The organism is Kribbella rubisoli, from assembly GCF_004217145.1.
Lineage (GTDB): Bacteria > Actinomycetota > Actinomycetes > Propionibacteriales > Kribbellaceae > Kribbella > Kribbella rubisoli.
Genome location: NZ_SHKR01000002.1, coordinates 109,742 through 130,054, shown reverse-complemented (window position 1 = coordinate 130,054; position 20,313 = coordinate 109,742). Strand labels below are relative to the sequence as shown.

The 20,313-nt window shown below is 68.6% G+C and carries 17 protein-coding genes; 6 read left to right on the top strand and 11 right to left on the bottom strand.

The window, feature by feature from the left end; all coding sequences use genetic code 11:
• Window positions 1–64 precede the first annotated feature (64 nt).
• Entirely contained in the window at window positions 65–643 is a 579-nt protein-coding gene (locus EV645_RS01565; RefSeq protein ID WP_198681414.1) for a PadR family transcriptional regulator, read from the top strand.
• The gene (locus EV645_RS01560; RefSeq protein ID WP_157996989.1) at window positions 622–1,308 is read left to right on the top strand and encodes a 4'-phosphopantetheinyl transferase family protein; all 687 of its coding nucleotides are present in this window, start codon (window positions 622–624) and stop codon (window positions 1,306–1,308) included. Before EV645_RS01565 ends, EV645_RS01560 begins: the two co-directional genes overlap by 22 nt.
• Before the next feature lie 207 nt (window positions 1,309–1,515).
• Here EV645_RS01560 and EV645_RS01555 read toward each other — a convergent pair whose 3' ends face one another.
• The 10 genes from EV645_RS01555 to EV645_RS01515 form a co-directional block, all read right to left on the bottom strand.
• On the bottom strand, window positions 1,516–2,841 hold the full coding sequence (locus EV645_RS01555) for a glutamate-5-semialdehyde dehydrogenase (protein WP_277876964.1): 1,326 nt from the start codon (window positions 2,839–2,841) through the stop codon (window positions 1,516–1,518).
• A gap of 175 nt (window positions 2,842–3,016) precedes the next feature.
• Window positions 3,017–4,129, bottom strand: a complete 1,113-nt coding sequence (gene proB / locus EV645_RS01550; RefSeq protein ID WP_130438932.1) for a glutamate 5-kinase — start codon at window positions 4,127–4,129, stop codon at window positions 3,017–3,019.
• Complete coding sequence (obgE, locus tag EV645_RS01545; RefSeq protein WP_130438930.1) at window positions 4,129–5,703, bottom strand: GTPase ObgE; 1,575 nt, start codon at window positions 5,701–5,703, stop codon at window positions 4,129–4,131. Before obgE ends, proB begins: the two co-directional genes overlap by 1 nt.
• A 227-nt stretch (window positions 5,704–5,930) precedes the next feature.
• Window positions 5,931–6,191, bottom strand: a complete 261-nt coding sequence (gene rpmA / locus EV645_RS01540; RefSeq protein WP_130438928.1) for a 50S ribosomal protein L27 — start codon at window positions 6,189–6,191, stop codon at window positions 5,931–5,933.
• A 12-nt stretch (window positions 6,192–6,203) separates the two neighbouring features.
• Entirely contained in the window at window positions 6,204–6,521 is a 318-nt protein-coding gene (rplU, locus tag EV645_RS01535; RefSeq protein ID WP_130438983.1) for a 50S ribosomal protein L21, read from the bottom strand.
• A gap of 161 nt (window positions 6,522–6,682) precedes the next feature.
• Entirely contained in the window at window positions 6,683–10,150 is a 3,468-nt protein-coding gene (locus EV645_RS01530; RefSeq protein WP_130438926.1) for an Rne/Rng family ribonuclease, read from the bottom strand.
• A gap of 155 nt (window positions 10,151–10,305) precedes the next feature.
• Window positions 10,306–11,133, bottom strand: coding sequence for a TIGR03936 family radical SAM-associated protein (locus EV645_RS01525; protein ID WP_130438924.1), 828 nt, complete (start codon window positions 11,131–11,133; stop codon window positions 10,306–10,308).
• 18 nt (window positions 11,134–11,151) lie between these two features.
• Entirely contained in the window at window positions 11,152–11,274 is a 123-nt protein-coding gene (locus tag EV645_RS43080; RefSeq protein WP_277876962.1) for a hypothetical protein, read from the bottom strand.
• 197 nt (window positions 11,275–11,471) lie between these two features.
• Window positions 11,472–11,972: an anthrone oxygenase family protein gene (locus EV645_RS01520; RefSeq protein ID WP_130438922.1), complete on the bottom strand. Its 501-nt coding sequence runs from the start codon at window positions 11,970–11,972 to the stop codon at window positions 11,472–11,474.
• A 101-nt stretch (window positions 11,973–12,073) separates the two neighbouring features.
• Window positions 12,074–14,314, bottom strand: a complete 2,241-nt coding sequence (locus tag EV645_RS01515; RefSeq protein WP_130438920.1) for a M64 family metallopeptidase — start codon at window positions 14,312–14,314, stop codon at window positions 12,074–12,076.
• A gap of 147 nt (window positions 14,315–14,461) precedes the next feature.
• Here EV645_RS01515 and EV645_RS01510 point away from each other — a divergent pair, with 147 nt between their 5' ends.
• The 3 genes from EV645_RS01510 to EV645_RS01500 are packed head-to-tail and all read left to right on the top strand — an operon-like array spanning window position 14,462 to window position 17,177.
• Window positions 14,462–15,259 (top strand): lysophospholipid acyltransferase family protein, encoded by a 798-nt coding sequence (locus EV645_RS01510; RefSeq protein ID WP_130438918.1) that lies wholly within the window; start codon window positions 14,462–14,464, stop codon window positions 15,257–15,259.
• A gap of 39 nt (window positions 15,260–15,298) precedes the next feature.
• The gene (locus EV645_RS01505) at window positions 15,299–16,177 is read left to right on the top strand and encodes a prephenate dehydratase (protein WP_130438916.1); all 879 of its coding nucleotides are present in this window, start codon (window positions 15,299–15,301) and stop codon (window positions 16,175–16,177) included.
• Between the two features lie 25 nt (window positions 16,178–16,202).
• A complete protein-coding gene (locus EV645_RS01500) occupies window positions 16,203–17,177 on the top strand; it encodes a GNAT family N-acetyltransferase (protein ID WP_242000138.1) in 975 nt (324 codons plus the stop codon).
• Here EV645_RS01500 and EV645_RS01495 read toward each other — a convergent pair.
• On the bottom strand, window positions 17,174–17,716 hold the full coding sequence (locus tag EV645_RS01495) for a hypothetical protein (RefSeq protein ID WP_130438914.1): 543 nt from the start codon (window positions 17,714–17,716) through the stop codon (window positions 17,174–17,176). The genes EV645_RS01500 and EV645_RS01495 overlap by 4 nt on opposite strands.
• A 242-nt stretch (window positions 17,717–17,958) precedes the next feature.
• On the opposite strand from EV645_RS01495, the gene EV645_RS01490 reads away from it, so the two are divergent.
• Entirely contained in the window at window positions 17,959–20,277 is a 2,319-nt protein-coding gene (locus EV645_RS01490) for a DUF8189 domain-containing protein (RefSeq protein ID WP_242000137.1), read from the top strand.
• The last annotated feature ends 36 nt before the right edge of the window (window positions 20,278–20,313 follow it).

The following is a 20,313-nucleotide window of genomic DNA, read 5'->3' as shown; positions in this document are numbered from 1 at the left end:
GATCGATAGTTACATGCGACCTAGTTACATTGCAACTAGTTTCTTTGCCCCCTATGCTGAGGAGGTGACTTTTCGACGCTCACCGCTCGCACTCGCGATCCTCGGCCTGCTGGAGAACGGGCCGATGCATCCGTACGGGATCCAGCGGTTGATCAAGCAATGGGGCAAGGACCAGGTCGTCAACGTCGGCCAGCGGACCAGCCTGTACCGGATGATCGTGCGGCTCGAGGAGGCCGGTCTGCTCACGGCCGGCGCGACGGAACAGGACGAGCGCTATCCGGAGCGGACGGTCTACCACCTGACCGACGAGGGACGGAAGATCTGCCGGGAGTGGCTGGCGGACATCCTGACGACACCGCGGAACGAGTTCCCCGAGTTCCCGGCGGGGTTGTCGTTCGTGATGCTGCTGACGCCGGAGACGGCGGGCGAGCTGTTGAGCCAGCGCCGCGAGTCGCTGACGAAGCGCATCGCGGAGCTGCAGCTGGAGCTGCGGTCGGAGGTGGACGGCCAGCCGATCCCGCGGTTTGCATTGCTGGAGACGGAGTACCAGATCGCTGTTGCGATCGCTGAAGCCAAGTGGATCGACGGTGTGCTGCACGACTTTCGCACCGGCAAGCTGACGTGGACGCCAGGCCCGGTGTGACAGCCGGGATCAGCCCGAACGCTCTGCGCCCGGCGGGGGTTGAGGTTTGGTGGGCTCGTCTTGGTGCGGCACGGGATGCGTTTGTCGAGGATCTGGATCCGGTCGAGCGCGGGCGGTTGGCGGCGTACCTGCGGGATGAGGACAAGGCGCGGTTCCTGCTGGGGGTGACGATCACGCGGCGGGTGCTCGGTGCGCGGTTTTCGTTGCTACCGGCAAGGGTCGGGTTGGATCGGACGTGTTCCGAGTGTGGGAAGCCGCATGGGAAGGTGCGGGCTGACGGGGTGGAGTTGTCGGTGACGCACTCGGGAGAGTTCGTCGGGGTGGCGTTCTCGGATCGGCCGGTGGGGCTTGATGTGGAGAAGGTTGATCCGGGGATCGATGTCGACGGGGTGGCTCGGGTTGCGCTGACCGTGGAGGAAGCGCGGGAGCTGGAGCGGCACGACGGGATTGCGAAGGCGCGAGTGTTCACGGCGTACTGGACGCGGAAGGAAGCTGTGTTGAAGGCGACAGGGGAAGGTTTGCGCGGGGAGCTTCGGGGGCCGGTGCCGGCGGGGATTCAGGTGCAGGAGTTGGAGGTGGGCGCGGATCACCGGGCCGCTCTGGCCGTGGTGAGCGGAGAGCTGCCGGTCGTGCGAGTCGAGGACGCGACGCACCTGCTCAGCTGACGACAGCCCACCGCCACGGGTAGTCACCGCGTCGCGCTCCTCGCCAAGCTCGGCGATCTGCCCGTCGGACGCCTCCGTGCGCCGGCGCGGGTTGCTGTTGCGGGATCCGTGCGCCGGCGCGGGTTGCTGTTGCGGGATCCGTGCGCGGGCGCGGGTTGCTGTTGCGGGATCCGTGCGCGGGCGTGGGTTGCTGTTGCGGGATTAGCGTCAGGTGCGGATTTGGCCTTCGCCGGTGACGATGTACTTCGTGGACGTCATCTCCGGCAGGCCCATGGGCCCGCGGGCGTGGAGTTTCTGGGTGGAGATGCCGATCTCGGCGCCGAAGCCGAACTCGCCACCGTCGGTGAAGCGGGTGCTCGCGTTGACGACGACCGCCGCGGAGTCGACCGCCTGGGTGAAGCGGCGGGCCGCGGACTGCGAGCGGGTGATGATCGCCTCGGTGTGGCCCGAGCTGTAGCGGCGGATGTGCTGCACCGCGTCCTCAAGGGAGTCCACCACCGCGGCCGACAGATCGAGCGAGTTGTACTCCGTCCCGAAGTCCTCCTCGGTCGCAGCCACAACACCCGCCCCGCCGGCATCGACGGACGCCGGCGTGTTCTTGCTTGCGGCAACTACTGCGCTGTCGCCGTGCACGGTCACGCCGGCCTCAACCAGGGCAGGCAGAGCGCGGGCGAGGAACTCGTCAGCAACCGCGGAATGGACCAGTAGCGACTCGGCCGCGTTGCACACGCTCGGCCGCTGGGTCTTCGAGTTCAACAGGATCTCAAGCCCGAGCTCCAGGTCAGCCTCGGCGTCGATGTACACGTGGCAATTCCCCACGCCCGTCTCGATCACCGGCACCGACGACTCGCCGACCACCGTCTGGATCAAGCCCGCACCACCACGAGGGATCAGTACGTCGACCAGCCCGCGCGCCTGCATGAGCTCCTTCACCGCAGCCCGGTCCGTCGCCACTCCCTGGATCACGTCCGCCGGCAACCCACACAAAGCAGCGGCATCCCGCAGTACGCCGATGATCGCCGTGTTGGACGCTGCAGCGGACGACGAGCCACGCAGCAGTACGGCGTTGCCGGACTTCAGGCAGATGCCCGCGGCGTCGGCGGTCACGTTCGGCCGCGCCTCGTAGATGATGCCGACCACACCGAACGGCACCCGGACCTGGCGGAGCTCGAGCCCGTTCGGCAGCGTGTACCCGCGGACTACCTCGCCCACCGGGTCAGTCAGCCCGGCAAGCTGCTCCAGCCCGGCCGCCATCCCGTCAACACGCGCCGGGTTCAGCGCCAGCCGGTCGACGGTGGACTCCGGCGTACCCGCCTCGCGCGCGGCCGCGACGTCGACAGCGTTCGCCGCGACAATCACGTCCGTGTTCTCGCGCAGCGCCGCCGCCATCGCGTGCAGCGCCGCGTCCTTCGTCGCCCGGGACGCGTCGGCCAAGGCGTACGACGCCTCGCGCGCCCGCCGCGCCAGCTCGATGATCTCGCTCACCCCAACATCGTAGTGCGCTCCAACTGCCCGACTTTGAGTACCCGCCAACCATGAGACCGCGGTGAAAACGGTCGGTAGGTGCTCAAAGTCGGCCACACACCACCATGTGCAAGGTCGACAGGACGTATATGTCCAGTGCCGGCGAACGCCCGCCTGCGCCCAGCTGGAATCGGGCCCGACCGCCGCACACCTCCTGTCGAGCTGCACAATGCCGGCGGGTTCTTCACAGCAACACCAGGTCGTCGCGGTGGACGACCTCACGTTCGTACGCCGCGCCGAGCTCGCGAGCCAGGTCGCGGGTGGAGCGGCCTAGGAGGCCGGGCAGCTCGGTGGCGTCGTAGTTGACGAGGCCGCGGGCGATGACGACACCCGACGGCGAGACCAGGTCGACAGGGTCGCCGGCGGAGAAAGTGCCTTCCACGGCAGAGATTCCGGCCGGGAGGAGGGAGGCGCGGCGTTGGGTGACAGCGCGGACGGCCCCTTCGTCCAAACGCAATATGCCTTGGCCGGAGGTTGCGTGGGCGAGCCACAGCAGGCGGGTCTTGCGGCGGCGGCCGGTGGGGTGGAAGAGGGTGCCGACCTGGTCGCCGCGAAGGGCTTCGCCGACACGCGCGGCCGAGGTCAGGACGACCGGAATCCCTGCCTCTGTGGCGATTGCGGCCGCCTCGACCTTGGTTTGCATGCCACCGGTGCCGACGCTGGACGACCCGTTCTTGCCGATCGCGAGCGGCTCAAGATCGGCCGCACCGCGGATCTCGGTGACCATCGAAGTACCAGGCTTGCGCGGATCCCCGTCGTACAAGCCGTCCACGTCGGACAGCAGCAGCAACAGATCAGCGTGCACCAGGTGACTGGTCAACGCAGCGAGCCGGTCGTTGTCGCCGAAGCGGATCTCGGTGGTCGCGACGGTGTCGTTCTCGTTCACGATCGGTACGACGCCCAGCTCGAGCAGCCGCGCGAACGTGCGGTACGCGTTGCGGTAGTGACTGCGCCGCGTCACGTCATCGACGGTCAGCAGCACCTGCCCCACCCGCAGCCCGTGTGCCGCGAACGCGTCGCTATAGCGAGCCATCAACAGGCCCTGCCCCACCGAAGCAGCGGCCTGCTGCGTGGCCAGGTCGCGCGGTCGGGATCGCAACCCCATCGGGGCCAGGCCGGCGGCGATCGCGCCGGAGGAGACGAGTACGACCTCGGCCCCCTCCACCCGTCGCGCCGAGATGGCGTCGACGAGCAGCCGGAGTCGTTCGAGATCGATCTTGCCGCGCTGGGTCAGCGATGACGAGCCGACCTTCACGACGATTCGCGTGGCCGCAAGGACCTCCGCGCGAGCGTCCATCAGAAGTCCTGATCTGTGCTTTCTTCCGCCGCTTCGAGCTCGCGCGCTTCCTTGCGCGCCAGCTTCTCCGCCTTCACCGCTGCCCGTTTCGCCTCGGCCGGGGACAAGTCGACCTCGTCCTCGCCCCATTCCTGCTTGTAATCGGTCCGAACACCCCTGCTGGCGTGGTACTCGGTGTCCTTCTCCCGCCGCCGCTGGGCCGCCGGACGGTCCTCCTCGAGCCGGTGGTCCTCACCGCGCCGGGCCAGGATCTCCGCGCCGGCCAAGATGTCGGGCGCGAAGTCGAACACGATCGCGTTCGGTCCGTCGCCGATCATCACCGCGTCGCCGGCAAGTGCGCCCAGCTTCAGCAGCTCGTCCTCGACGCCGAGCCGGTTCAGCCGGTCGGCCAGGTATCCGGTCGCCTCCGCGTTCGCGAAGTCGGTCTGCCGGACCCAGCGCTCGGGCTTCTCGCCCTGCACCAGCCAGCCGCCGTCCTCGCCCGGCAGCTTCTTCACTTTGAACTCAGGACCGCCCTGCACCTGCGGCCGGATCACGATCCGCGTGGTGTCGGGCTTCTCCTCTTCCGCGCGACGCCGTACGACGATGTCGGCCATCGCGAACTTCAGGGCCTCGAGACCTTCGTGCGAGGCGGTCGAGATCGGGAACACCCGCAGCCCGCGCTGCTCCAGCTCGGCCTGCACCATGTCGGCGATCTCGCGCGCGTCCGGTACGTCGATCTTGTTCAGCGCAACGAGTCGCGGCCGGTCCTCGAGCCCGCCGTGCGCCTGCAGCTCGGCCTCGATCGTGTCGAGGTCGCTGAGCGGGTCACGGCCCGGCTCGTACGTCGCGCAGTCGATGACGTGCACGAGCGCCGCGCACCGCTCCACGTGCCGCAGGAAGTCGTGCCCGAGCCCGCGCCCCTCGCTCGCACCCTCGATCAGGCCCGGTACGTCGGCCACGGTGAAGGTGACGTCACCGGCAACGACGACGCCGAGGTTCGGGATCAGGGTGGTGAACGGGTAGTCGGCGATCTTCGGCCGGGCGCGGCTGATCGCGGCGACCAGCGAGGACTTGCCCGCACTCGGGAAGCCGACCAGGCCGATATCGGCGACGACCTTCAGCTCGAGGACGAGCGTGCGCTCCTCGCCGTCCTCACCCAGCAAGGCGAATCCGGGCGCCTTACGCGCGCTGCTGGCCAGGGCGGCGTTGCCCAGGCCGCCCTTGCCGCCTTGGGCAGCAACGAATTCAGCGCCCGGTCCGACGAGGTCTGCGAGTACGACGCCGTTCGCCGTGCTGATGACGGTGCCGTCGGGGACCGGCAGGACGACATCGCCGCCGTTGCTACCCGACTGGTGATCACCCTTGCCCTGGGCACCATTCGTGGCGGTGCGGTGGCTGGAGCGGTGGTAGTCGACGAGCGTGGTCACATCGGGGTCGACGCGCAGGATCACGCTGCCGCCGTCACCGCCGTTCCCGCCGTCGGGACCGCCGAGGGGCTTGAACTTCTCCCGGTGCACCGAGGCGCAACCGTTTCCGCCGCGGCCCGCGGCGACATTCACCGTCACGCGGTCGACGAAGCTGGGGATTGCCATCGGTGTCTCTACTTCCTGTGATATCTGCCAATCAGCCCGCCGGCTCCAGCGTCCGTCTCAGGGGTCAACCCCTGAGCCTGCCGGTTGCGGAGGCAGATTCTCGGTCCGCAACCGGCCATCTCGGGGGTTGACCCCTGAGACGTCCTTCGATACAGCAAAAGGGCGGGTCCGCGGTATTCCGCGACCCGCCCTCTTGAAGAGCTTACTGAAACGTCCGGGTGGCGGTGTTACTCCGCCGGGGCCGGGACGATGTTGACGACGCGGCGACCGCGCCGGGTGCCGAACTCCACGTGGCCCTCGGCCAGCGCGAACAGCGTGTCGTCGCCGCCACGGCCGACCATGTTGCCCGGGTGGAAGTGCGTGCCGCGCTGACGGACGATGATCTCGCCGGCGTTGACCAGCTGACCGCCGAACCGCTTCACGCCGAGCCGCTGCGCGTTGGAGTCGCGACCGTTACGGGTCGACGCTGCTCCCTTTTTGTGTGCCATATCTAGATCAGCTCACTTCTTCTTCGCGTCGATCGCGGTGACCTTGACCTGGGTGTAGTGCTGACGGTGCCCCTGGCGCTTGCGGTAACCGGTCTTGTTCTTGTACTTCATGATGGTGATCTTCGGGCCCTTGGAGCGCCCGAGAACCTCAGCCGAAACGGCCACCTTGGCCAGCGCCGCAGAGTCGGTCGTCACGGTGTCGCCATCGACGACCAGGACCGCCGGAAGGGACACAGTGTCGCCCACCTTGTCCGTCAGGCTGTCGATCTCGATGACATCGCCGACGGCGACCTTCTGCTGGGTGCCGCCACTGCGCACGATCGCGTACACCGTGGATCTCACTCTCTGCTGGTTCGGAAAATTACAAGCGTGACGCGAGAGGCTGTAATCCACTCACTCTCACATCAAGCACAGGTTCGGTGCGCCTCAGCGCACCGAACCAATAGCTTACAACCCCGGGTCCGCAAACCCGAAATCGGTTCAGCCACGGCCTAACTGCCGGTGGTGACGAGCGTTTCGGACTGCTCCACGCCCTCACCCTCGGTAGCGGTCTTGCTGCGGCTGCGGCTGCTGCGCCGCCGCCGGGTGCTCTTGGTGGCGCCGTTCTGGGCGGCGTCGGCCGGGTCGGCCGCCTCGCCCGCGGCCTCGGCGCCGGTCGACTCCGCTGCCTCGGTGATCACGGTCGTCGCCTGAGCCGTGTCGGCCGGGAAGCCGGTCGCCTCGGGGCTGACGTGGTCGTCGGCGTCGGCAGAGATCGGGTAGCCGGTCGGTTCCGGAGTACCGTGCTCGTCGTCCTTCTTCGCGGAAGCGGCGGCGATCTGCGCGAGTCTCTGGGCGGCGTCGGCGTTGTGCTGAGCGGTCTCGGCCGCCGTCGGCTCGGCTGCCTCGTCCTCGCCGCGGCCCTTGCCCCGGCGACGGCGCGAGCTCTTCCGGCCGCCCTCCTCCGCCGGCGCGGACTTGGCGTGGTCCTGACCGTTGCCGTTGCCGTTCGAGTTGCCGTTGCTCTGACCGTTGCTCTGGCCGTTGCCGTTGTTGCCCTGGCCGTTGCGGCTGTCGCGGCGGCGTGACTCCTTCGGCTCGTCGTGCAGGATCAGGCCGCGGCCACCGCAGTGGTCGCAGTTCTCGCTGAACGCCTCGAGCAGGCCGGTGCCGATCCGCTTCCGGGTCATCTGGACCAGGCCGAGCGAGGTGACCTCGGCGACCTGGTGCTTGGTCCGGTCGCGGCCCAGGCACTCGACCAGCCGGCGCAGTACGAGATCGCGGTTCGACTCGAGCACCATGTCGATGAAGTCGATGACGATGATGCCGCCGATGTCACGCAGCCGGAGCTGGCGGACGATCTCCTCGGCCGCTTCCAGGTTGTTCTTGGTGACGGTCTCCTCGAGGTTGCCCCCGGAGCCGGTGAACTTGCCGGTGTTGACGTCGACGACGGTCATCGCCTCGGTCCGGTCGATGATCAGCGAGCCGCCCGACGGCAGCCAGACCTTGCGGTCCAGCGCCTTCTTGATCTGCTCGTCGATCCGGTAGCTCGCGAAGACGTCGCCGTCCCCGCCCCACTTCTCGACCCGGTCGGCCAGGTGCGGCGCGACGCCGGCGACGTACTCACGGACCTGCTCGTACGCACGGTCGCCGGAGATGACGAGCTTCGCGAAGTCCTCGGTGAACAGGTCGCGGACGACGCGGATCAGCAGATCCGGCTCGCCGTACAGCAACTGCGGGGCCTGGCCGTTCTTGGACTTCTTGTCGATGTCCTCCCAGGCGGACTGCAGCCGGCTGACGTCGGCGGTCAGCTCCTCCTCCGAGGCGCCTTCCGCGGCGGTCCGGACGATCACGCCGGCCTCGTCGGGAACGATGTCCTTGAGGATCGTCTTCAGCCGGTTCCGCTCGGTGTCGGGCAGCTTGCGGCTGATACCGCCGTTGCCGCCGCGCGGGACGTACACGACGTACCGGCCGGGGAGGCTGATCTGGTTGGTGAGCCGGGCGCCCTTGTGGCCGATCGGGTCCTTGGTCACCTGGACCAGGACTGCCTGACCGGACTTCAGCACCTGCTCGATCTTGCGCGGACCGTTGGCGCCACCAAGGGTCGCCCAGTCAACCTCACCGGCGTACAGCACCGCGTTGCGGCCCTTGCCGATATCGATGAACGCGGCCTCCATGCTCGGCAGCACGTTCTGCACGCGGCCGAGGTAGACGTTGCCGATCAGCGACGTCTGCTCGGCGGTGGTCACGTAGTGCTCGACCAGGACGTTGTCCTCGGAGACCGCGATCTGGGTCAGGTCGTCGCGGGACCGGATGACCATCGTCCGCTCGACCGACTCACGACGGGCCAGGAACTCGGCCTCGGTGACGATCGGCGCGCGGCGGCGGCCGGCGGCGCGACCCTCGCGGCGGCGCTGCTTCTTCGCCTCGAGGCGGGTCGAACCCTCGACCGCGGTGATCTCGTTGTTGACGGTCTTGCTGCGCGGCTCACGGACCCGTACGACGGTTTCGTCGGGGTCGTCCGGGGACGCGGCGCCGCTGTCCTCGCCCTTGCGGCGACGGCGACGGCGGCGACGCCGGGACGAGCTGCCTGCCTCGCCGTCCTCGTCGGAGTCGGCCGCACCGTCCTGGTCGCTGTCGTCGGACGCGTCGGCATCCTGGTCGGTGTCCTGGGTGTCGGGCTCGTCCTCGTCGTCGGACTGGTCGTCGGCGTTGTCGTCAGCGCCGTCACCGGACTTGCGACGACGACGGCCACCGCGGCGGCGACGGCGACGACGAGTCCCCTCGCCACCTTCCTCGCCGTCCTCGGACTGTGCGTCGGTGACGTCCGCGGACTCCTCGTCCGCCTCGTCGGTCTCGGTGTCGAGGTCCGTGCCGGTCGCGCCCGTCGCGGTTGCGGCCGAGGCGGTGGCACCGGCGGTGTCGGTGGTCTTCCTGGCGGACCGGGTCCGGGACCTTCCGGTTGACCTGCTGGTCTCGTCGGCGGGGGTGTCGGTAGCGCTTGCCTGCGGCTGGGCGGCGTCGGTGGTCTCCTCGGCTACCTCGGTCTCGCGGGCCTCGGCGTCGCGGTTACGACGGCTGCGGCGACGGCGGTTGCTGGTCGGCTGCTCGTCGGTCCCAGGCTCCGGGCTCGCCTCGGAGGTCGCTTCAACCGTCGCGGCCGGCTCGGCCTGCTGGGGTGCGGCCTGCTGCTGGGGGCCGCCGGTCGGCGCCTGGAACAGCACGGCCGCGGGGGCGGCTGCACGCCGACGGGTACGGCGGGTGCCCGACTCCTCAGCCGGCACCTCGACGCCGTCAGCGGAGGTGCCGGTGGATCCGGCAGAACCGGAGCGGTCTGTGGAGCCGCCGTCGGTCACGGCGGAGTCGGTGTCAGCTCCACCGCGGGTCGTCGCGCCGGAGTCGCCGTGGGCGGAGCCGGCGTCTGCGGCCGGCTCGGCGGTCTTGCTCGAACGGCGGCGGGAGGTGCGCTTGCGGGCGGGGGCGTCCGCGGCCGGCGTGCTGGTCTCGGCGTCGGCTACCGGGCCGTCGGTGACCGGCGAGTCTGCTGACAGCAGGTCCGGCGCGGCGGCCTTCTTGGCGGTGCGCTTGCGGGTGGTCTTCTTCGCGGGAGCCGCAGCTGCGGTTTCCGGCGCGTCGTCGGGGACGAACTGCGGGAAGATGTCCTGCTCAGCGGTCTTGGCGGCGCGGGCCGACTTCTTGGCCGGAGCCTTCGCCGCGGCCTTCTTGGCCGTGGTCTTCTTCGCCGCAGTCTTCTTGGCTGCCGCCTTCTTGGCCGGCGCGGGCGCCGGATCGGCGGTCTGCGCGTCGGACTGGGTCGGGACCGCAGCGCCGTCTTCGGAGGCGGTCTTCACCGTGCGCTTCCGCGTGGTGGTGGTCTTCTTGGCAGCCGGCGCCTTCTTCGCGGTCCTGCGGGTGGAGGCGGTGGGCTGGGCGGTGGCAGCCGTGTCGGCTGCCTCGGTGGTCGGCTCGTTGTCGAGCATGTAGTGCGGGTCTCCTCAAGCCCTCCGGCGCATCCTGCGACCCCTGTCACGGGTCCGGCGCGGCCACAAGGCGGTCACGGTTCGCCGCGCCCGGCCCGGAAATCATCCCGGGGCCGCCGCGTGGCGGAAGCCTGCTGGATCCGCTCCGCCCGCGCTCAGGGCACAGAGGGAGCGGCGGCGTCGCCCTCCGCTGTGTGCGTCTGGTGGGGATCTGCCTGGCCGGTCGCGGTCGCCTGGTTGGCGTCGCGGTCACGAGCGAGCGGGTCTTCCACCGTGCCGGTGTCCGTGGTGAGCGGGCCCTGGGCGAGCCTGGTCAAAAGAGCCGGGCCCGTCACCGGGAGCGTCGCTACCTCGAGCGCGCCGGCGAGAACGTCGTCGGGTCTCACGGCCGGGGTTCCGTGCCGTAACACCACTTGCAGTATCGCACACGTCTCAACCGACCCCGGTTCACTCGCGACGGTGAGTCGGAGAACGGCAGCCCGACAGTCGAACGAGCGAACCCCTCGTTTGGTCATGCGCTCGACCATAATTTCGTCCCGCGCCAGGAAGGCCTCCACCGCGGCTCCGGCCGCCTCGGGATCCACCCCCGGTAACGCGATCCGCCACTCACTGGCCTCGAGTCGCTCGGCCAGTGACCCCGGCCCGGCGACGACCACCTCGAGTACGTCCAGCCCCGGCGGCAGCGCCCCGTCGAGGGCGGCCCGGACCTCGTCGGCGTCCCGTTCGTGTGTGAGCGATATCTCCAGGTACTCCGCTTCGGAGGCGGCTCCGGTCGGCGCGGCACCGGCGTACGAGATCTTGGGGTGCGGGCTGAAGCCGTGCGAGAACGCCACCGGCAGCCCGGCCCGCCGTACGGCGCGCTCGAACGCCCGCTGGAAGTCGCGGTGTGAGGTGAATCGCAGCCGTCCCCGCTTGGCGAACCTCACCCGGAGCTTCTGGACCGCGGGGAGCTGCTGCGAGGGCGGAGCTTGAACTGGTGGCACGCGGACAGTCTCTCAAAATCATTCCGAGGCGGCGTACCGCGCCTCCGGCTCGTACGTCGGACCGGCGTCGCGGTCGAGCTCGATGTGTACGGCGCCGCGCAGGTCGTCGTACACGATCACGCGGCTGCCGTCGGCGGGCACCCGGTCGGGGCGAGGTCCGCATCCGCGCCTTGACCTCGTGGGAACCGGCCGGCGAGTCGTACGCGATCGTGACGTCGAGCTCAGGATCGTGCCCGAGCCAGTACACGATCCGGCCGAGCTTCACCTGTCCGGCGTCCACGCTGCCTCCCCGGGCGCCGATTCGCGACGAACGGTACCTGCAAATACTGCAAATAACCTCAGGGCTGAGCGGCGGACTTACCGGTCAGGTAGAGCGCCCAGCCGAGGAGGCCGAAGGACACCAGGGCGAGGATCGTGCGGAGCAGGTTGAAGGCGACCCATTTCGACTCGTTGAAGGCCGCTCGGGCCGCCGCGACGTCGATCGTTGCCGGGTCTCCGGCGGCCTTCAGGGCGTCGTTGAGGGGGACGTTCACCGCCATCGTGACGATGATCGTGACCAGGTACAGCACGAACGCGACCGCGATCCACGGCAGCGCCTTCTCCTTCAGGCTGAGGAGACCGGCGAGCACCGTGAAGAGTGCCGCGCCCAGGAAGCCCAGACCGAGGAAGAGCGGGTTCACGATCGCCCGGTCCACCGCGGTGAAGGCTCCGACAAAGGTCTTGTCGTCGGTCTTGGCCAGGCCGGGCATGAACGCGTTCGCGTAGATCGCATAGATGCCGGCCACCAGACCGGTTGTCATCGTCGCCGCCATCAGGGACGCCACCCGCAGTCCGTTCATTTCACTCCTTCTGTAGGGCGGGAACTCCCCGCACTCAGAAAGTTATGAGAACCGCGTCGCCGGCGACATGTCGGCGAAACTCACGTCCATGTCTGCTCGGCTCAGAGCGTCGCGCACTGCCCGGATCGAGGGCCCGATACCTTGTTCGGCGCCTCGAGATTGGTCGGTTGTGGAGCGTTGGCTTGGCAGACGAGCGGGCCGTTGACGGTGTTTCCGGCCAGGGCCGAAGGTTGTTCGGTCGACGCGTTGGTGACAGAGACAGCGCCCTGGACGGTGCTTCCTACGACGACCACGCTGCGGCTGACGTGATCGGCGGTGACCGGGCCTGCGACGGTGGAGCGTAGGAGCTGCAGGTCGGCGGCCTGGTCGGCGCGAACGGGGCCGTTGGTGCGTGAGTCCGTGGAGACCAGCGAGGCACCAGCCGCGACCAGGACCGGGCCGTTGACGGTTGCGTTGGCCAGGCACGTGACGCCGGAGCGGAGGTAGAGCGGGCCGTTGTGCGTGCCGGTGATCGTGGTGGTGCAGGCCGGCGCGGGGTGCAGGAGCGTGACGGTGAACCGGCGCGGGCTCGCGATGTTGCCGGTGGCATCGATCGCGCGGTACTCGATCTGATGACGGCCGTACCCGGGCGGTACGTCGTCCCACGGCACGACCCGCGGTAAGCCGAGCTTGCCGTAGACGAGCTGGTCGATCTCGGTGCCCTCGGCCGTGAACGTGAACGGCAGGGACGCATCCGTCGGCCAGCCGTAGTAGTTGTACCAACCGTCGCCGTCGACGCGGAACTCCGGCACGACGTACCCCGGGCTGTCATCCGTTGCCGTGAGCCCCATCGTGAAAGCGTCGTTGTATACGTATTCACGACCGGTCGGCTTCTGCACTGTGAGCAGGGGTTTCGACATCGTCGGGGTGACGACGGCTTCGACACCGTCGACGGTCCAGGTTCGTTCGTCGGCGCCGACCTGAGCGGTCAGCGTGTGCCGGCCGGTGAGCTTGAGTGGGGCGAGTTCGAAGTCGCGGTCGTTCCCCGGGTTCGCCACGGTTTGCCCATCGACCTGCCAGGTGATCGGGGCGTTCGGCTGCGAGGTCTCGGCGTACACGACTTCGTCGGCGCTGACCGGGTGCTCGGTGGACGTCGAGCCGGTGAAGGTCGGCGTACCGGCCGACGGCGGTGCGGTCAGGGTGGTGTCGACCGTCCAGGAGCGGGTGGCGGTCGGACGTACGGCGGGGTCGCGGATGAAGGTGGTCGGGTCCACGATCGTCGCGGTCAGGGTGTGCTTGCCGGCGGTCAGGTGCTGGGTGGAGAGGTCGACGGCGCGAGCGTTCGCGGTCGGCAGCGTCGTACCGTCGACCGCCCAGGAGACCGTTAGCTCGTGATCGAGCGGATGCAACGTTTGCAGCCAGACGACCTGGTCCGCGGCGACTTGGCCGACCGGCGTGCTGTCTTGGAACAGGTTCGCCTTGGCCGAGAGTCGTTGGGTCATCCGCTCGCGCGAGACCTGGTCGAAGTAGTACCCGAGCGCCTTCATCATCGAGTGCGCACTGGGCCGCCAGACGCCTGATCCGGCGTACATCCCGCCCTCGTAGCGGCCGATCGTCCCGCCGGATTCCGACGGCTCCCCCAGCCAGCGGTACCACTTCGCGTGCTGGTCGAGCATTTGCTGCTCGGTGAGCAACGTGTGGTGGATCGAGGACGGCTCGGAACCGACGTACGGCGCACCGCGCTCGCCGCGGGCGTAATAGTCGTATTCATCTTGGAGCCCGCCGAGCGAATGGCCGAGCTCGTGCGGCGTGATCAGGGCCGAGAGCGCGTTGCCGCCGGACGCGGTCGCATAGGTGCCGCCCGCCCCGCCGTACGTGTCGCTGTTGCCGATAGCAAGGATCTGCCGGTTGGAGGCAGTGGTCCCGGCGACGAGATCGGCGTACTGCGTCGCCGCCGCCGAGTTGACGGTCAGCAGGCGTTGGACGCTGGCCGGGTTGCAGCCGCCCCAGAACCCCATCTGCAGCGGGGTGTCGCGCTGCGGCGAGGTGAGGCCGGGATCGCAGTCGACGCCGGATTCCGGGGAGGCGATCTCGACGGCGTACACGTTGACGTAGTTCCGGTAGGACTTGAACGGCTCGATGCTCCAGAGGATGTTCAGGTGCTTGTCGAGCTGCTCGCGGAACTTCGGCAGCTCGGCCGCGGTGTAGCCGTCGCCCATCACGACCAGGTTGAACCGCGACGCCGCCGGGCCGGTCACCTGGATCGGTACGACGGTCGCTGCCGGGGCAGCCGCTCGGGCCGGCAGGGTGACCAGCACGCCGGCAAGGAGCGCGAGCACGGCGGTCAGGAGCTTGGTACGCATGGTTCTCCCCCACCTGGGCGACGGTGTCGTCAGCAGCTTACGAACCTCCGGCGGCGGATGTGAGGAGTTCCCGCGTGGCGACGTACGGGCCAATCGGGTCGCGGTGCGGCATCATGAGTGGTCGGGGAACGTGAGGAAAGGATTTCGATGACGGAACCGGCACAGTCGCCGCGGCGGGAGCCGGACCCTGCGGTCGTGGATGCCGGCGACGGCGACGGCAAGGGCATCTACTGGGTGCTGAAGAACGTGCTGGTCGGTCCGCCGGTCAAGCGCATCTTCCGGCCGAACGTGCTCGGCGCCGAGAACATCCCGGAGACCGGCGCGGCGATCATCGCCAGCAACCACCTCTCGTACTCCGACTGGATCTTCATGCCGCTGGCGCTGCGCCGCCGGGTCACGTTCGTCGCGAAGTCCGACTACTTCACCGGGGCCGGGATCAAGGGCCGGTTCCAGCGCGGGTTCTTCAAGGGCACCGGCCAGGTGCCGATCGACCGGTCCGGCGGATCGGCGTCCGAAGGCGCGATGCGGGCCGGGATGAAGGTGCTCGAGCGCGGCGAGCTGTTCGGGATCTACCCCGAGGGCACGCGCTCGCACGACGGGCGGCTGTACAAGGGGCGCACAGGCGTGGCCCGGCTCGCGCTGGAGGCCAAGGTGCCGGTGATCCCGTGCGGCGTGATCGGGACCGATGTGGTGGCTCCGCCCGGGAAGGTCGTTGCGTCGTTCGCGTCGCCGACGGTGAAGTTCGGCGAGCCGCTGGACTTCTCGCGGTACGAGGGGATGGAGAGCGATCGGCTCATCCTGCGGGCCGTCACCGACGAGATCATGTACAAGATCATGGAGTTGTCGGGGCAGGAGTACATCGACATGTACGCCACCAAGGCCAAGTCGCTCGAGGGTCGCGCGGTCACCGGCGCGCCCGAGAAGGTCCGTAAGACGGACACCTGATCCGGCTGGTGAGATGCGGTGGGTCTAGGCTGGTAGATCGTGGACGGACCGATCGCTTATCAGGGTGAGCCAGGCGCGAATTCAGCGATGGCGTGCACCGAGATGTTCCCGGACCGCGAGCAGCTGCCTTGTACGACGTTCGAGGACGCGCTCGAGGCAGTGAGCAGCGGGCGCGCCGGGCTCGCGATGATCCCGGTGGACAACTCGATCGCCGGCCGGGTCGCGGACATCCACCACCTGCTGCCGGAGTCCGGGCTGCACATCGTCGGCGAGTACTTCCTGCCGATCCACTTCCAGCTGCTGGGGACTCCTGGCACGACGCTGGACCAGATCCGGACCGTTCGCAGCCACGTACACGCGCTCGGGCAGTGCCGGAAGATCATCCGCGAACACGGCTGGTCGACTGTCGTTGCGGATGACACCGCCGGTGCGGCTCGGGAGGTCTCGGAGCTGGCCGACCCGACTGTCGCGTCCCTCTCGCCCCGGGCGGCCGCCGAGCTGTACGAGCTGGAGACCCTGGCGTCCGACGTCGAGGACGAGCACCACAACACGACCCGCTTCCTCGTCCTCTCCCGCGAGCCCGAGGTGCCGCCGGTCGGTTCAGGTCCTGTCATCACCAGCTTCGTGTACCGCGTGCGGAACGTGTCGGCCGCTCTCTACAAGGCGCTCGGCGGGTTCGCCACCAACAGCGTGAACATGACCAAGCTGGAGTCGTATCAGCTAGGCGGCATGTTCTTCGCGACCCAGTTCTACGCCGACATCGAGGGCCACCCAGAAGACCCGAACGTCGCCCTGGCCCTGGAAGAACTCGCATTCTTCTCGGTCGAGGTCCGCGTCCTCGGCGTCTACCCCTCCCACCCCTTCCGCACCCAAATAGCCGAACCCGCCGCCAACCGAGCCCTCCGCCCCCACCATTAGCCCGCCGGGCACCTAGGGTGCCCACGTGGAGATTATCTGGGTTGATGGGCGGGATCCCGAGCTGTTCCGGCGGTTCTACGAGGTGAAGTTCGGGGTTCGGCGGGAGGAACTGGAGTTCCCGGTCGGGCTGGGAGTGGAGGAGGCTCGGGTTCTGATGGCGGGGACCCATGCTGATGTGCGGGCCGAGGGAATCGGGCTGGTCGAGGGGGACGACTGGCTTGGGGTGGCTTGGCTGGATTGGTGGTTGGTGGGGAACACCGACACGGTTGATGTCGAGCTGGCGGTTGTGCCGGAGTACCGGCGGCGTGGGGTTGCTAGCAGGTTGCTGGACGTCGCGGTGGAGCGGGTGCGGGCTGAGGGGCGGCGGATTGTTTCGGGGACCAATCTGGCCGGCGATCCGGTGACGGGTGAGAGCGCCGGGACGGCATTTGCTCGGGCTCGGGGGTTCGAGAAGAAGCATGCGGAGTTGCATCAGGTGGTGGAGTTGCCGATCGACGTGACGGCGTTGGAGCGGCCGGTCGACGGGTACGAGCTGGTGCAGTGGCGTGAGCACGCGCCGGATGAGTGGCTCGAGCAGTTTGTGGAGTTGTTGAGTGGGATGAGCGAGGACGTGCCGACCGGCGATCGCACGGACGAGCCGGTGCGGTGGACGGCGGAGCTCGTGCGGGACGCTGAGGCTCGGCGCGTTGCTCAAGGGCGGTTCACCTACACCACGGCGGCCGTGCACACCGCGACCGGCGAGCTCGCGGCGTACACGCAGATGGGCGGTACGCCGGAAACCCCGGAGCGGCTCAACCAGTACGACACCTACGTACGGCGTACCCACCGCGGCCACGGGCTCGGTATCGCGGTGAAGGCACCGAACCTGCGAGCGATCCAGACCGGCCCCGCCGTGATGCACACCTGGAACGCGCCGGAGAACGCCCCGATGATCGCGGTCAACGCCAAACTCGGTTTCCGCCCGGTCGCCCAACGCACGATCTGGGAGCGGGTCCTCTAGTCGAAGGTCCAGCTCGGGTGCTTCGCGGTGAGTACCTCGCGGTGGCCGGCCCAATTGGCCGGCGGTAGAGCGGCGACGTCGAGGAGGGTCGGGCGGCCGGAGCGTAGTTCGTAGCCCCAGGTGAAGGCGGCGATCGGGACGACGTGGCGCGAGTGGATCACGTCGGGTACGACGACGAGGAACGTGTCGGCGCGCCACGTGCCGTCGGGATGGTCGGGGTTCGCGGGCGCGTCGAAGAATGTCGGCAGGTAGCCGTGCGCGTAGAACGGATCGGTCGCGTCGAGATTCGGCGGGAGATCGACCGACACCTCGGACCCGCGCGAGACGACCTGGATCCAGCCCATGATCGCGTTGATTCCGTGGCCGTGGTACCTGATCGACGCCGTGCAGATCGGGAAGCCGCGGAACGCCTCGGCGTTCAGACCGGGTACGACGAGTTGGTGGCCCGAGGCCCACGGGTCGTCGTTCGGCACCACCCGGACCGAGACCAACCCACGATGAGCACGCACCTCGAACGGGACCGATTTCTCACGCTGCATGGGTCAATCCTGCACTGTAGACAAATCGAGGCCGGCCAGATCCGAATGTCTTGCCACGAAGGGTTGTGTGCGCGCGGTGAACGGAGCAAGGTGAAACGCAGAACAGTGACTTGGGGGCCGACTGTTCGGTGGGGGAAGGCGGTAGGGACCGTCTTCGGTCGAGGGGTGCGCTGGGGGTGAATCTTCTCGGTTCGGCGCGTGTACGTCGACCTGCCCGTGCGCCCCCGCCGGAAGGGGGAGAGATGCCGAGGAAGGCCAACGGGCGAGCGGACAAGCACCGGGACGACGACCGGATGCCGGGTGAGGCACCGGCGACCGAGCAGAACGGGCACGCCGCTAACGGACAGCCCGCGGCGGACGGCATGCCGATGACCGGGGCACCGGCCTCGAGCAGTACGACGATGAGCGGCGGCGGATCGCCCGCGGCAGACATGGGCGGCGGCGGGTCACCGGCAGCCGACATGGGCGGCGGCGGATCGCCCGCAGCGGAGATGAACGCCGGCGGATCGCCTGCAGGCGCGGGGATGGCAGGCGGCGGGCAGGCCAGTGGTGCCGGTATGAGCGGCGCCACGGACACCGGCGGGCAAACTGAGCTCCCGAACCGCAGGCAGTGCGGCGTGATGGACGTACACCGCAGACTGCTGTCGACCAACCCGGCGTACGCCGCGGCGCGGTCGGCCCTCGAAACCGCGACGATGGTCTACGTCTCCCGCGAGGAACGATTCACCGGGGTCGCTCGCATCCCGTGTGTCGTCCACGTCGTCTGGAACACCAACGCGCAGAACATCTCGCAGGCGCAGATCGACAGCCAGATCGACGTACTGAACCGCGACTACCGCGCCACCAACCCGGACACCAGCATCGTGCCGAGTGTGTTCAGCGGGCTGATCGCGGACTCGCGGGTGGAGTTCTTCCTGGCGACCGAGGATCCGAACGGGAACCCGACGACAGGTGTCACCCGGACCCAGACCAGTACGGCGAGCTTCGGCACCGACGACAAGGTCAAGTCGTCGGCGACCGGCGGCATCGACCCATGGGACCCCGCCAACTACCTGAACATCTGGGTCTGCCAGCTCGGCGGAGGCCTGCTCGGGTACGCACAGTTCCCCGGCGGTCCGGCGAACACCGACGGCGTGGTCATCCTGCACAGCGGGTTCGGCACGAACGGTACGGCGGCGGCGCCGTTCGACCTCGGCCGGACGACGACGCACGAGGTCGGGCACTACCTGAACCTGTTCCACATCTGGGGCGACGACGGCAGCGGCTGCAGCGGTTCCGACGAGTGCGCCGACACCCCGAACGCGGCCGGCCCGAACTTCGGCGTACCGGCGTTCCCGCACGTCACGTGTAGCAACGGGCCGAACGGCGACCTGTTCTACGACTACATGGACTACACCGACGACCGCGGCATGGTCATGTTCACCACCGACCAGGTGGCGCGGATGCAGGCGACGCTGGACACCGTCCGCAAGGACCTGCCGGACTTCGGCTCGGGCGGTACGCCGGAACCGGCCGGCTCGATCGTGTCGTGGGGCGCGAACCGGCTGGACGCGTTCGTCCTCGGCACCGACCTGGCGATGTATCACAAGTGGTGGAACGGATCGGCCTGGGGACCGTCCGTCGCCGGTTACGAGTACATGGGTGGTATCTGTATGAGCGCTCCTGAAGTCGCGTCCTGGGGTCCGAACCGGCTGGACGCGTTCGTCCTCGGTACCGACCACGCGCTGTACCACAAGTGGTGGGACGGCTCGAACTGGGGACCGTCCGCCACCGGGTACGAGTACCTCGGCGGCGTCTGCATGAGTCCGCCGCGGCTCGCGACCTGGGGCCCCGACCGGCTGGATGCCTTCGTGCTCGGGACCGACCGGGCGTTGTACCACAAGTGGTGGGACGGCTCGTCCTGGAACGGTTACGAATACCTCGGCGGGGTCTGCATGAGCCCGCCCGAAGTAGTTGCCTGGGGCCCTGATCGGCTGGATGCGTTCGTCCTCGGGACCGACAACGCGGTCTACCACAAGTGGTGGGACGGCTCGTCCTGGAACGGTTACGAATACCTCGGCGGCGTCTGCGCATCACCGCCGCGCGTGGTGGCGTGGGGTGAGAACCGGCTCGACCTGTTCGTCATCGGCACCGACTCCGCGCTCTACCACAAGTGGTGGGACGGCTCGTCGTGGAGCGGATACGAGTACATGGGCGGCGTGTGTACGACGGCGCCGACCGTGGTCTCGTGGGGCTCGGACCGCCTCGACGTCTTCCTGCTCGGAACCGACTTCGCTCTCTACCACAAGTGGTGGGACGGATCCTCCTGGGGGCCGAGCGTCACGGGGTACGAGTACATGGGCGGGATCTGCACCGACGAGCCGCGTGTGGTCTCGTGGGACACCAACCGGCTGGACGTTTTCGTCACCGGCACCGACAAGCAGCTCTACCACAAGTGGTGGGACGGCTCGAGCTGGGGACCGTCGGTCACCGGGTACGAAGGGCTCGGCGGAGTTATCAGCGACTTCAAGGTGACCGTCCCGGACTCCCCCGCCTCGATCGGGCAAGGGGTGAAGATCTGACCACCACGCCGACCGGACGCTGGACGCATTCCTTCG

Bases quoted from the DNA above. Each gene is read 5' to 3' on its own strand.
- proB (WP_130438932.1), bottom strand. From the start codon at position 4,129: ATGGACGCTCGCGCGGAGGTCCTTGCGGCCACGCGAATCGTCGTGAAG.
- obgE (WP_130438930.1), bottom strand. From the start codon at position 5,703: ATGGCAATCCCCAGCTTCGTCGACCGCGTGACGGTGAATGTCGCCGCG.
- rpmA (WP_130438928.1), bottom strand. From the start codon at position 6,191: ATGGCACACAAAAAGGGAGCAGCGTCGACCCGTAACGGTCGCGACTCC.
- EV645_RS01530 (WP_130438926.1), bottom strand. From the start codon at position 10,150: ATGCTCGACAACGAGCCGACCACCGAGGCAGCCGACACGGCTGCCACC.
- EV645_RS01520 (WP_130438922.1), bottom strand. From the start codon at position 11,972: ATGAACGGACTGCGGGTGGCGTCCCTGATGGCGGCGACGATGACAACC.
- EV645_RS01515 (WP_130438920.1), bottom strand. From the start codon at position 14,314: ATGCGTACCAAGCTCCTGACCGCCGTGCTCGCGCTCCTTGCCGGCGTG.
- EV645_RS01510 (WP_130438918.1), top strand. From the start codon at position 14,462: ATGACGGAACCGGCACAGTCGCCGCGGCGGGAGCCGGACCCTGCGGTC.
- EV645_RS01495 (WP_130438914.1), bottom strand. From the start codon at position 17,716: ATGCAGCGTGAGAAATCGGTCCCGTTCGAGGTGCGTGCTCATCGTGGG.
- EV645_RS01490 (WP_242000137.1), top strand. From the start codon at position 17,959: ATGCCGAGGAAGGCCAACGGGCGAGCGGACAAGCACCGGGACGACGAC.